This is a genomic window from Alkalihalobacillus sp. TS-13, from assembly GCF_019720915.1.
GTDB lineage: Bacteria > Bacillota > Bacilli > Bacillales > Fictibacillaceae > Pseudalkalibacillus.
Genome location: NZ_JAHKSI010000001.1, coordinates 743,793 through 756,816, shown reverse-complemented (window position 1 = coordinate 756,816; position 13,024 = coordinate 743,793). Strand labels below are relative to the sequence as shown.

Here is a 13,024-nt window from a genome sequence, read left to right as displayed (position 1 = left end):
AAAGGAAGTAATTTTATGCTACGAACTATCTTAATGATCATTGGAGCAATCGTCGTCATCAGTTTCATCGTCAACTGGTTATTCTAATCTCAGCTCGTCATCATACTAAATTAATGCAACACGAAAGGGCAGCCTGAAAAGGACTGCCCTTCTTTTACATTTAGGCTATGTTAAAGATTAATGTTGATTTTTTCGAAATTCACTCCCTTTCCGCAGGCGAACCGTGAGCCTCCTCACTCACTTGCAAAGTTCGTTGCGGGGTCTCACCTGGCTCGCTGGTCCCGCAGGAGTGTCGTGAATATCGTTAAAATCAACAACGAAGATTAACAAAGCCTACATTTAAAGAAAGTATAAAATACTTTCTTCAATATAAGCGCAACTAAGGCTCAGCCTACGCCAAAGGCTTGGCTTTGCCATGTTTTAATTATGTATCTCCTTTTGGATAAGTATCCTGGAGGAACTTCACAGATTGGTTGATCAGCTCCTTAAGTACATCGTCATCAATATCTGCCATTTTGTTTATGTACACGCAAGCCTTCCCTGTTGTATGCTTTCCAAAATCCTTCAACAGTTCGTCACGCTTTGGATCCCCAGAGGCAAAATACAAGCTTATTTTCGCTTTTCGTGGTGAGAAACCGACTAAAGGCGCGTCCCCCTCATGCCCTGATTCATATTTGTAATGATAAGAACCAAATCCGATGATGCTTGGTCCCCACATTTTTGCCTTGAAACCAGTCTTTTCTGTGAAGATATCCAGTAATTTATAGGCGTCCTCGCGCTTTTTAGGGTTATTGATATCTTCTATGAATTCGATAACGCTGTAGTCATTTTCCTTCGTTTTCAATTCGTACATTCGACCTCTCCTTTTCATTGTAAATTTGTCTTGCTATTACATTACTTACTCCAGCAATAACGAATTTCCTTCATGAAAAGTTTATTGAAGAATTTAAGGTCGATTCACTCCTCATTCCCTATGATCGCATCAAGGCCTAAGAAGAATGCAAAATCGGCGTTGCACCAGAAATTTCAGCGAATATATATGATTAAATCCTTGCGGTTGAAATCACCGCGAGACCATCCAATACTTCTTGATGGATTACTTTTTTGGCACCTAAGTGAGTAAGCAAGTCCGTCAATTCTTTAGAAGTATATCGATGCCTGCGAGTCGATACATTGGACCATTTCAGTAAAGTTGTCTGTTCGAATCCTGTGATATCCTTCTTTTTACTGTAATCGAATGCGTTCAGCTGATTCATTTTCCTGCTCGGATTCAACATTGTAATTGTTCCACCAGAACTCGTAACCCTGATCAGTTCCTTCAGCCCTTTTTCTGGCTCTGGAAGAAGAAACATCACACATGTGGAGAGCGAGACCTGAAATTTATTGTCTTCAAAAGGCAGTTCGTAAGCATCTCCAATCAAGAATGTCGACTTAGCAGCACGGTTATGTAAGAAAAAGTTCTGTTTGCTTGCTTTTATCATTTCTGAAGAAAGATCTACTCCCGTCACATGCTCTGCTTCCTCTATCCCACGCAATAAAAGGCGTCCGGTTCCACAACCGACGTCCAATACGTGAGCACCTTCCCAGCTTCCTGATTGGATTTTCAACTTTTCATGAATTGAACTCAACCAGCTTGTCCTTGCCATCCCGTCGAAAAAAGAAACAAGCTGATCAAAGTCCTCACCTTCCATTTTCCTCAAAAGACTTCACTCCAGATCGATATTATTTTGAAGCCACGTTCGACCAGGATTCAGGATTATTACACCACTCATTCAACTGGTTGATCGAGTCGTTTGAAATGGTCCCACCTTCTGCGGCTACATGTACTAATGTACTAAAATCAGAGAGGGTTTGCACGTCCAATGGTCGAGCTGCAAATGCCTCTTTGCCTTTTTGCAATTCATAAGTGAAAATTGCCGCACAGCCAAGAACACGGGCTCCATCCTCTTCTAAAGCATCCACTGCGTTAAGGACACTGCCACCTGTAGAAATTAAATCTTCAATCACAACAACATTGGCACCCTCAGCGAGCTTCCCTTCAATCCGCTTCCCTTTACCGTGTGCTTTTTCCTTGGAGCGGACATACACCATTGGTAGGTTCATCCGATCAGCGATCAATGCTGCATGGGGAATGCCAGCTGTTGCCGTTCCTGCAATGACATCTACATCTGGGTAATGCTTTTTAATCAATTCAACAAATGCATCAACGATCTTGGAACGGATTTCAGGATGAGAAATGATCAGACGGTTATCACAATAGATTGGTGATTTCATTCCGGAAGACCATGTAAATGGCTCATTCGGACTTAACGATACTGCTTCTATGTCTAGTAGATACTCAGCTACCTGGTGTTTCATAAGGAATCCCCCATTCATTTTCGATTTTTCGGTATGTTTGAAGCGGATCAGCAGATGTCGTGAGCGTGCGGCCGACGACGATAAAATCACTCCCTAGCTCTCTCGCATGCGCAGGAGTCGTTACCCGTTTCTGATCATCATTCTGATCCGACTGCAGACGAATTCCCGGTGTAACTGTTAAAAATGATTTGCCGCATTTTTCCCTGAGGAGCGGTACTTCCAAAGGTGAGCACACCACACCGTCTAGACCTACATTTTGTGCATTTTCAGCGAGTCCAATGACCGATTTCTCAATCGAACCAGAGATATTCAGCTCTTCATTCATCATTGTTGTGGAACTGCTTGTAAGTTGTGTGACAGCGATACATTTCGGACGACTGTTTCGACTTCCTTCCGCCAATCCTTCGATTGCACGTTTCATCATTTCAGATCCGCCCATCGCATGGACGTTGACAAGATCGACATCAAGCTTCGCCAATCCCCTCATCGCTTTGTGTACTGTATTGGGGATATCATGTAGCTTCAAATCCAGGAAGATGGCGTGCCCTTGGTCCTTCAACATCCGGATCAAATCAGGTCCTTCTTGATAAAATAGTTCCATTCCGACTTTAACGAATAATTGTTCATTTTGAAATGAGTCTAGAAATGTTCGGACTTTTTCCTTCGATTCGAAATCTAACGCGATAATGATGGGCTGTAGCAAGACTTCCAACTCCTTCCTACCAACTCATTGATATGTCCGATCTTCATTTCTGTCAATTTCTCTTCCAGCTCAGTGATGATTTCCGGGCAAACGAACGGGTTGACGAAATTAGCTGTCCCGACTGCCACTGCACTTGCGCCTGCTAAAAAGTACTCAAGGACATCATCAGCGGATGTCACCCCGCCCATACCGATGATCGGAATCGATACACGCTGGCTGACCTCATAAATCATCCTGATCGCTACTGGTTTGATTGCAGGGCCGGATAATCCACCCGTACGATTCGAAATGACAGGTTTTTCTGTCTTCAAGTCGATACGCATCCCCAGCAAGGTGTTGATCATTGCTAATCCATCGGCACCAGCTGCTTCAACGGCTTGAGCAATTTCAGCTATGTCCGTCACATTAGGAGAGAGCTTTACATAGACGGGTACTTCTGAAACTTTCTTCACTGCTCTTGTCAGTTCAGCAGCAACCTCCGGATCCGTCCCGAATGAAATCCCACCTTCTTTTACATTTGGACATGAAATGTTCAACTCTAGTGCCGTCACATTCGGGGAATTGGAAACGGTCCGTGCAACAGTAACATAGTCTTCTGTGGTAGTTCCGGCGATATTTGCAAGTATCGGGACATCATAGTCCGCTAAAAACGGCAACTCTTCAGAAACCACTTTTTCAAGACCTGGGTTCTGTAAACCGATTGCATTCAGCATACCACCAGGCGTTTCAGCTACCCGTGGAGTCGGATTCCCAAAACGAGGTTCATCTGTTGTCGCTTTAATGGCGATTGCCCCCAACTGGCTCAAGTCATACAGCTTCGAAAATTCTCTGCCGAACCCGAAGCATCCGGAAGCGGGCATGATTGGATTTTTCATCGTTAAACCAGGCAATTGGATATCGAATTTACTCACAGTTGAATCACCCCTTTTTGAAAGACTGGTCCATCCGAACAAACTTTTCGATATGCGTGACCAGTCGGATCATCCTTTACATTACACACACAAGCAAAGCAAGCTCCAATTCCGCAGCCCATCCTCTCCTCAAGCGAGAAGTAGGCACGCCGTGGATTCATTTGCTCCTCGACCGCTTTCAACATCGGGGTCGGGCCACATGAATAAAGCACGTCATACGATGGTTGTGCTTGTTTAATATAATCTGTTACAAATCCCTGATATCCTAGTGTCCCATCAATTGTCGTGACCGCGGTTCTCCCAAGTTGTTGGAATTCGTTAACATAAAAGGAATCCTTGTCCGATGCAAAGCCAAGAACATGGATTACACGGACGTTACGTTCCACCAGCTTCTTGGAGAGATAATAGAGGGGAGGAACCCCTATGCCTCCACCTATTAGCAATGCCGTTTCGCCTTCCTGAACAGCATCTAAAGGGAAACCATTTCCTAATGGTCCCAATACATCCAATTGGTCTCCCTTTCTTTTTTTCGTCAATAGCTGAGTGCCCTCCCCCTCTGCACGATATAAAATTGTACAATGCTTTCGGTCAAGATCAACATCGCAGATACTGATCGGTCTTCTGAGCAGCGGCATATAATGCTCACCGACCCTGATATGCAAGAACTGTCCGGGATCTACCATCTCAGAAACCATATCACCTTCAAAGGTCAACTCATAGATCTTGTCCGCGATTCGTTCTTGTTGGATGACTTTGGTCAACTCTTTCCTCAAGCAAGTACACCTGCCTTCCTCTTTTCAAAGGATGGCATTTCATTAGCTGAAAAGGTCATTGACTCGACAACATTCAAAATTGCTTTTACCGTATCGAAAGAAGTCAAGCAGACCGCCCCATTTTCAACGGCTTCTCTTCGAATCCTGAAACCGTCTCGGGCAGGCTGTTTCCCTTTTGTCAGCGTATTGACCACAAACTGTACTTCGCCTTGCTGGATCCGGTCAAGCAAACTTGGGCTGCCCTCTTGGATCTTATTGACGACGGTGACCGGGATGTTGTGCTCTCGGATGAAGTTTGCAGTACCTTCAGTAGCAAGGATCTGATAGCCGATATCATAGAAACGCTGGACGAGAGATAATCCTTCCTCTTTATCTTTATCTGCAATCGTGAACAATACGGAACCGAATGTTGGAATCTTCATGCCAGAAGCGATCAAGCCTTTATAAAGTGCTTTTTCCAGCGTACGGTCACGACCCATTACTTCACCTGTCGATTTCATTTCCGGCCCGAGCGTGATATCTACACGGCGTAACTTCGCAAATGAAAAGACGGGAACCTTGACGAAAACATCCGCTGGCTCAGGGTGATATCCGGTTTCATATCCTAGTTGCACCAAGTTCTCTCCCAAGATCGCCTTTGTTGCAAGGTTCGCCATCGGGACGCCCGTGATTTTACTTAGGAACGGTACTGTCCTGCTTGATCTAGGATTCACTTCAAGCACATACAGCTCATCTTTACATATGACATACTGGATGTTCAGCAATCCGACGATTTTCAAGCCTCTAGCCAGTTTGGTCGTACATTCGATGATCTGTTCTTTCATTTGTTCTGAAATGGTTTGCGGCGGATAAACGGCGATTGAATCACCTGAATGGACCCCTGCTCGTTCGATATGTTCCATGATACCAGGGATGTACACTGTCTCCCCATCCGAAATCGCATCGACTTCAATCTCTTTACCAAATAGATAGCGGTCGATCAAAACCGGATGTTCAGGATTGATTTTCACTGCGTTTTCCATATATTGAAGGAGCTCATTTTCTTGATAGACGATTTCCATCGCACGCCCCCCAAGTACATATGATGGTCTGACTAATACGGGATAACCGATGTCTTTCGCGATCTGTACTGCCCCTTCTACCGATGTCGCTGTTTTTCCAGGAGGCTGCGGAATATCAAGGTTCTGCAACGTTCGCTCGAATTTATCACGGTCTTCAGCTCGATCCATATCCTCAAGGCTTGTTCCGAGTATTTCAACACCTCTTTTGCTCAGCTCGGATGCAAGATTGATAGCTGTTTGCCCTCCGAATTGTACGACAACTCCGAGCGGATTTTCCTGACGGACCACATGCATCACATCTTCAACCGTCAATGGCTCGAAATAAAGCTTGTCAGAAGTACTGAAGTCAGTGGAGACAGTTTCAGGGTTATTGTTGATGATAATCGCTTCATATCCTGCCTCTTGGATCGCCCATACGGTATGGACGGTAGCATAATCGAATTCGATTCCTTGACCGATTCTGATTGGCCCGGACCCTAAAACTAGAATACTCTTTTTCTTGCTTTCCTCAACTTCATTTTCCTGCCCATATGTTCCGTAATAATAAGGCGTAGCCGAATCGAACTCCGCCGCACATGTATCCACCATCTTATAGATCGGCATCAACTGATTCTCTTCTCGCTTTTGGTAGACCTCAAGTTCCGTCATATTCCAAAGCTTTGCAATGGTTTTGTCGGAGAATCCTCTATGCTTTGCTATTTTTAATAGTTCAAAATCATTGAGGTTCAATGCCAATGCTTTTTCAATCTCGGTGATGTTCTTCAACTTAGATAAAAAGAATGGATCAATCTTCGTCCAATCGTAGATAGAATCAATTGGAACATCTGAGCGAAGTGCTTCTGTGACATTATAAATCCTTTGGTCATCGGTTTTCTTCAGGATTTCCTCCCAGTCCGTAACAGTGGCTGGATCGGTCGAGCTATGCAGATGATAAATGTCTGTCTCGAGTGAACGAACTGCCTTAAGCAATGATTCTTCAAAATTTCTTCCGATCGCCATGACCTCACCGGTGGCTTTCATCTGTGTACCCAATGTACGGTTCGCTGCCTCGAATTTGTCGAACGGCCATCTCGGAATTTTAGTGACGACATAATCCAGTGCAGGTTCGAAAGAGGCATACGTTCTTCCAGTGACTGGGTTTTTCAGTTCATCCAGCGTATAACCGACAGCGATCTTCGCTGCTAACTTTGCAATCGGGTAGCCCGTCGCTTTAGAAGCGAGTGCGGATGATCGACTGACACGCGGGTTCACTTCGATGATGTAATAATCCGAGCTGTTCGGGTCAAGAGCGAGTTGAACATTACATCCCCCCTCGATTTCAAGTGCCCGGATGATCTTCAAACTTGCATTCCGAAGCATCTGATATTCACGATCGGTGAGTGTTTGACTCGGTGCCACAACAAATGAATCTCCTGTATGAACACCTACTGGATCGATATTCTCCATATTACATACGACAATTGCGCCGTCGTTTCCATCTCTCATGACCTCATATTCGATTTCCTTGTAACCTGCAATGCTTTTTTCCAGTAACACTTGGGAAACAGGGCTGTATTTCAATCCGCTCGATATGAATTCATTCAATTCAGCTTCATTACTGGCAATCCCTCCTCCTGTACCTCCGAGGGTGTATGCTGGTCTTATGATCACTGGGTAGCCGATTTTCTCGACGAATTCTTTAGCTTCAGGAAGAGAACGGATGATTTCGCTTTCCGGAATCGGTTCATTCAATTCATTCATCAATGTTCTGAACAAGTCACGATCTTCAGCTTGTTGGATTGAATGCAAATTCGTTCCAAGCAGCTCTACCCCATATTCTTCTAATATACCTGAATCATGAAGTTCAACTGCAAGGTTCAATCCGGTTTGTCCCCCTAACGTCGCCAGTACGCCATCAGGTTTTTCCTTACGTATGATCCTGCTGACAAAATCGACAGTCAGTGGTTCGATGTATACTTTATCAGCCATTGTCGTATCAGTCATGATCGTCGCAGGATTCGAATTCACAAGTATGACTTCGTATCCTTCTTCTTTCAACGCCTGGCAAGCCTGTGTGCCCGCATAATCAAATTCTGCTGCCTGACCGATCACGATCGGTCCAGAACCGATGACAAGGATTTTTTCAATATCTATACGTTTTGGCATACTTTATTCCCCGCTTTCTTCGATGTCTTCATCATAGAAATGAATTGTTCAAACAAATCATTCGAGTCATTCGGACCTGGTGACGCTTCTGGATGGAACTGAACACTGAACGCTGGTTGTGATTTATGGCGATATCCTTCTATCGTTTCATCGTTGATTGCGACATGTGTGACAATCAGATCCGTTTCTTCAATGCCGGTTGGGTCGACTGTGTAGCCGTGGTTCTGTGAAGTAATCATGACCTTTCCTGTCTCCAGATCCTTCACAGGATGGTTGACACCTCGATGTCCGAATTTCATTTTGATGGTCTTTACACCGCATGCTAGTCCGAGTAGCTGATGTCCAAGACAAATTCCAAAGACAGGGACTTTACCAAGGATATTCTTGACCATTTCGATCGCCTCAGGCACATCTGTCGGATCCCCAGGTCCATTGCTAAGCATTACTCCGTCAGGTTGCAACCGCAGGATTTCATCTGCACTTATGTTATATGGAACGACGGTGACATTACATCCCCGCTCGATCAATTCTCTTAAGATACCTCGCTTTGCCCCGAAATCCACCAGGACGACGCGCTTCCCTCTGCCCGGCAGAGTGTATGGCGTATGCGTAGAAACCTTCTTGACCTGATCTCTCGGTAATGATTTCCGAACAAGTTCCTCCGTAATGTGACCGACATCCGCATCCATTGCAGCAATTTTTCCCTTCAACGTCCCATGTATGCGAATTTTACGTGTCAATGCCCGGGTATCTATGTCAGTTATTCCAGGTATGTCTTTCACTCTCAATAGCTCATCGAATGTACTTGTCGATTGCCAATGATTTGGTTCAATCGCTGCTTCGCTTACGATTACTCCTGCAGCTGCGGGATCGATTGATTCGAAGTCTTCATGGTTAATGCCGTAATTTCCGATCAAAGGATATGTGAACGTGATTATTTGGTCACAATAAGATGGATCAGAAAGTGTTTCTTGATAACCTGTCATTCCAGTGGTAAAAACAACTTCTCCAACCGACTCACGCAAACTCCCTATTCCAATGCCTTCAAAGGTACTTCCATCTTCCAAAATCAATTGTCGTTTCATGGTGTGAACACACTCCCGTTCTTATATACTATTTTTCCTGCGACTAATGTGAGGATCGGCCATCCGTTACAAATTCGATTTTTAAATGGGGTGTTTCTTCCTTTCGACGCAAAGTTTTCAACAAGTATCGGACTTTCATGGTCCAAATCGAGGACGACAAGATCTGCCGGTGCTCCCTCTTCAATTCGTCCGTAAGGTAAACCGAAACATTTTGAAGGCTCCTTCGTCATCCTACTGATCAGGAAGTCCAGGTCACATATACCAGGTTTCACAAGATAGGTGTACAAGAGCGGGAAAGCAGTTTCTAAGCCGACGATTCCGAATGGAGCCCGTTCGATGCCCACAGACTTTTCCTCCTCCGTATGCGGGGCATGATCCGTTGCAATGAAATCGATTGTTCCATCCAGCAATCCTTCAATCAACGCGTCCCGGTCTTCTGCCCCACGAAGTGGCGGGTTCATTTTGAAATTAGGCGATTGATCAACGATGTCATTTTCACAAAGCAAGAGATGATGAGGTGTCACTTCAGCCGTCACATTAATTCCAGCTCTCTTCGCATCGCGCACGACCCTGACAGACTCTTTCGTACTGATATGGCATACGTGATAGTGGACCCCTGCTGCTTCTGCAAGAAGGACATCTCTTGCAATCTGTACACTTTCGCACACAGATGGGATTCCATCCAGACTGTTCGCTTTTGAATATTCTCCCTCATGGACACAACCGTTATGGATGAGTGAGTTTTCCTCGCAATGCGCGACGATCGCCATATCCAGTGCAGCTGCTCGTTGCATCGCCTGGAGCATTTTATCTGCGTTTTGGACTCCGACGCCATCATCGGTAAAAGCGAATGCGCCTTCTTCCTTCAGTGTTTCAAAATCGACAAGCTCTTCTCCAATCTGACGGACTGTAATGGAAGCATATGGGAGGACCCTGGTACTCGCTGTTTCTTTAATCCGTTTCTGTAAATTCATCATCGTGGTCTGGCTGTCTGGGACAGGACGTGTATTCGGCATAGCTGCAATTGTAGTGAATCCGCCTCTGGCGGCAGCTTTCGTCCCCGTCTCAATCGTCTCTTTATGCTCTCCTCCAGGTTCACGCAGATGTACATGCAAATCAACAAAACCAGGTGCCAAAAGTTGGCCATCGACATCGATGGGCTCATGCCCTTCTTCATCGATATTTGGGCGGATTTCTTGAATTTTGGAATCAATGATCAATACATCTTGCAGCTTTCGGCTATCCATATTCCACACACGAGCGTTTTTAAGTAAGATTCCCATAGCTTACTGCCTCCTCTATTTGTAGTGCCCAATGCAGGGCGGCCATCCGTATCGCTACCCCGTTCGTCATCTGCTTGAAGATTCTTGAGCGTGGACCTTCAACCAGTTCATCCGCAATTTCAACTCCTCTATTTACTGGCGCTGGATGCAGGATGATACTATGATTTTTCATCAGCTTTTCTCTTTCGATCGTCAAACCGTATTGATTATGGTACTCCTGTTTTGACAAGTCCATCATTTGCTTATGCCGTTCGTGCTGGATCCTCAGCATCATCACAACATCGGCTTCTGCTACTGCTTGATCCATTGGTACATACTTTCCGTTTGGAAGGTCTGAGTCAAACCATTGTTCCGGTCCTGAGAAAATGACCTTGGCCCCCATTTTCGAAAGCAAGGTTGCATTGGATCGTGCTACACGACTATGTCTCAAATCACCGATGATCGCGACCGTCAAACCTTGTAAGACGATGAATTCCTGTCGGATCGTGAGTAAGTCCAACAAGGATTGTGTTGGATGATTCCCGCAACCATCCCCAGCATTCAGAATCGGAATCGTTATATCTTTCAGTTCTTCATAAAAGTGATCCTGTGGATGTCGGATGACGACCGCATTCGCTCCGATGGCTTCAAGCGTCCGGACTGTGTCATATAATGACTCACCCTTCAACACACTCGAAAACTGCGATTCGAAATCCAATACTTGCAGACCGAGCCTCTTTTCTGCTACTTCAAAACTGAACTTCGTACGCGTACTCGGTTCATAAAATAAGTTCGCCACAAACCTCGGCTCACTCTGACTTACACCTTTGAAGTCTTTATCTGCATAATATTGAGCCCTATGCAGAATTTCATCGATAGCACTCGTTTGTAAAGCTTCGATTGTAAGTAGATGATTCACCCAAAACACACTCCTTAACTCTTTATATTTTGGCTTTTTGTCAATTTTTTACGAAATTCACTCCCTTTTCAGAGCGATCCGCAAGTCTCCTCGCTTTTTGAAGCTGCGGGGTCTTGCCTGGCTCGTTTTCCCGTAGGAGTGTCATGAATTTCGCCCGAAAAATTTTCAGTAAAAAACTTTAGGATTTATCAAAGCCATATTTTTAAAAAACACGCCTTCTTCTTTGTAAAAGGCGTGTTGGAAGGGTGCCCCAAGTGTCTTTTACACTAAGGAGCATTCCCTCACATCCACCCTTTTGAGTCTCACAGGACTAAGTTTAAAAGATGGTCATTCTCATGCTACAGAGTCATTTTGAGTTGTCTTGGTTTCATTGATATCAGAGAAAATCTTAGAGTTATGAACATCTTTATCCCTTCCCGGTATGACCAGGTTCAGGATGATTCCTGTTATTGTAGCTAATGCCATGCTTGCGATCTGGAACTCTTCTGTCACTTCAATGGTTGCTCCTCCAACACCGAGGACGAGTATGACAGAGGAAATGACAAGATTCCGTTTATCCCCAAGATCTACATTGTTATCGATCAGCATTCTCAATCCTGATGATGCGATGATACCGAATAATAGGATAGAGACGCCTCCCATGACAGGTGTGGGGATAGTTCCGATCAAGGCTGAAATTTTCCCGACGAATCCGAACATGATTGCCAGGACCGCCGCTCCTCCTACTACAAATACACTGAATACTCTTGTGATCGCTAGAACGCCAATGTTTTCTCCGTATGTTGTATTTGGAGGTCCACCTAAAAATGAAGCAATCATCGTCGCCACGCCATCACCCAGGATTGAACGATGAAGACCGGGTTTTTCGATAAAGTTTTTCCCGACGACTTTACTAAGGACCATCTGATCCCCGATATGCTCTGTGATCGTCACTGCTGCGATTGGTACCATGATCAGTGCGATCTGCCAGGAGAAGGATGGTGTGTATGTTACGAATGGTACCATCAAGTCAGGCATTTGAATCCATTGAGCTTCACGCACTGGTGCAAGATCGATCAATCCGATGAAGTATGAGTATGCATAACCGCCGATAATTCCTACCAGTACAGGAATCAGACTGAAGAATCCTCTCAGAAAAACCGCGGTTATAATCGTTATTCCAAGTGTGACAAGCGCTGCTGAAAAATGGATCAGGCTGTACTCTTTCGGATCAGATCCAGGAACGTACATCGCCATATCAATCGCAGTCGTTGCAAGACCTAGTCCTATAACGATGATGACAGGACCTACCACAATCGGGGGAAAGATCTGCAGCAGCCACTTGATACCCAGGCTGCGGATCAACAATGCAACGATTCCATAAACAAGACCAGCTAAGAAACTGCCGACCATGACTGCTTCTAATCCTCCGAGAGACTTCGCTAAAAGGATCGGCATGATGAAAGCGAATGATGAGCCGAGATAGGCAGGAATCTGGCCTTTCGTTATGATCAGATACGCCAACGTACCCAGTCCGCTTGAAATGAGGGCAACTGAAGGACTCAACCCTACTAAGAATGGGACCAGGATCGTCGCTCCGAACATCGCGAACAAATGCTGTATGCTAAATGTCAGCCATTTACCTGGCTTCGGTATTTCTCGAATTCCAACAGATTCTTTCTGTTTCATTTTTACATCCTCCTCATGGTATGAGGCCCATAAAAAAACCTCTCTGCAGGCGCAAAGAGGTTGGATGAAATGCGGAGCAAGGTACAGTTCTCCCGTTGTCTTTTCCGGTCATTTCATTCCCCTTTGCCAGCCTCACGGG

General features: G+C 45.1%; 11 protein-coding genes. All 11 read right to left on the bottom strand.

Annotation, left to right across the window (positions count from 1 at the left end; translation table 11 throughout):
- Positions 1 to 424: 424 nt before the first annotated feature.
- Positions 425 to 853 carry a DUF1801 domain-containing protein gene (locus KOL94_RS03740; protein WP_221564153.1) on the bottom strand — a complete coding sequence of 143 codons (429 nt, stop codon included), beginning with the start codon at positions 851 to 853 and terminating at the stop codon, positions 425 to 427.
- 190 nt (positions 854 to 1,043) lie between these two features.
- Positions 1,044 to 1,691, bottom strand: coding sequence for a class I SAM-dependent methyltransferase (locus KOL94_RS03735; RefSeq protein ID WP_260412382.1), 648 nt, complete (start codon positions 1,689 to 1,691; stop codon positions 1,044 to 1,046).
- A 31-nt stretch (positions 1,692 to 1,722) separates the two neighbouring features.
- Complete coding sequence (gene pyrE, locus KOL94_RS03730; protein WP_221564150.1) at positions 1,723 to 2,358, bottom strand: orotate phosphoribosyltransferase; 636 nt, start codon at positions 2,356 to 2,358, stop codon at positions 1,723 to 1,725.
- Positions 2,339 to 3,061, bottom strand: a complete 723-nt coding sequence (gene pyrF, locus KOL94_RS03725; RefSeq protein ID WP_221564149.1) for an orotidine-5'-phosphate decarboxylase — start codon at positions 3,059 to 3,061, stop codon at positions 2,339 to 2,341. The genes pyrE and pyrF overlap by 20 nt, the downstream gene beginning before the upstream one ends.
- Positions 3,034 to 3,972, bottom strand: a complete 939-nt coding sequence (locus tag KOL94_RS03720; protein ID WP_221564148.1) for a dihydroorotate dehydrogenase — start codon at positions 3,970 to 3,972, stop codon at positions 3,034 to 3,036. Before KOL94_RS03720 ends, pyrF begins: the two co-directional genes overlap by 28 nt.
- Positions 3,969 to 4,745 (bottom strand): dihydroorotate dehydrogenase electron transfer subunit, encoded by a 777-nt coding sequence (locus KOL94_RS03715; protein WP_221564147.1) that lies wholly within the window; start codon positions 4,743 to 4,745, stop codon positions 3,969 to 3,971. The genes KOL94_RS03720 and KOL94_RS03715 overlap by 4 nt, the downstream gene beginning before the upstream one ends.
- The gene (gene carB / locus KOL94_RS03710) at positions 4,742 to 7,951 is read right to left on the bottom strand and encodes a carbamoyl-phosphate synthase large subunit (protein WP_221564146.1); all 3,210 of its coding nucleotides are present in this window, start codon (positions 7,949 to 7,951) and stop codon (positions 4,742 to 4,744) included. Before carB ends, KOL94_RS03715 begins: the two co-directional genes overlap by 4 nt.
- Positions 7,936 to 9,036: a carbamoyl phosphate synthase small subunit gene (locus KOL94_RS03705; RefSeq protein WP_221564145.1), complete on the bottom strand. Its 1,101-nt coding sequence runs from the start codon at positions 9,034 to 9,036 to the stop codon at positions 7,936 to 7,938. The genes carB and KOL94_RS03705 overlap by 16 nt, the downstream gene beginning before the upstream one ends.
- On the bottom strand, positions 9,033 to 10,319 hold the full coding sequence (locus KOL94_RS03700) for a dihydroorotase (RefSeq protein ID WP_221564144.1): 1,287 nt from the start codon (positions 10,317 to 10,319) through the stop codon (positions 9,033 to 9,035). The genes KOL94_RS03705 and KOL94_RS03700 overlap by 4 nt, the downstream gene beginning before the upstream one ends.
- Positions 10,303 to 11,217 (bottom strand): aspartate carbamoyltransferase catalytic subunit, encoded by a 915-nt coding sequence (locus KOL94_RS03695; RefSeq protein WP_221564143.1) that lies wholly within the window; start codon positions 11,215 to 11,217, stop codon positions 10,303 to 10,305. The genes KOL94_RS03700 and KOL94_RS03695 overlap by 17 nt, the downstream gene beginning before the upstream one ends.
- Before the next feature lie 333 nt (positions 11,218 to 11,550).
- Positions 11,551 to 12,885 (bottom strand): solute carrier family 23 protein, encoded by a 1,335-nt coding sequence (locus tag KOL94_RS03690; protein WP_221564141.1) that lies wholly within the window; start codon positions 12,883 to 12,885, stop codon positions 11,551 to 11,553.
- Positions 12,886 to 13,024: the final 139 nt, after the last annotated feature.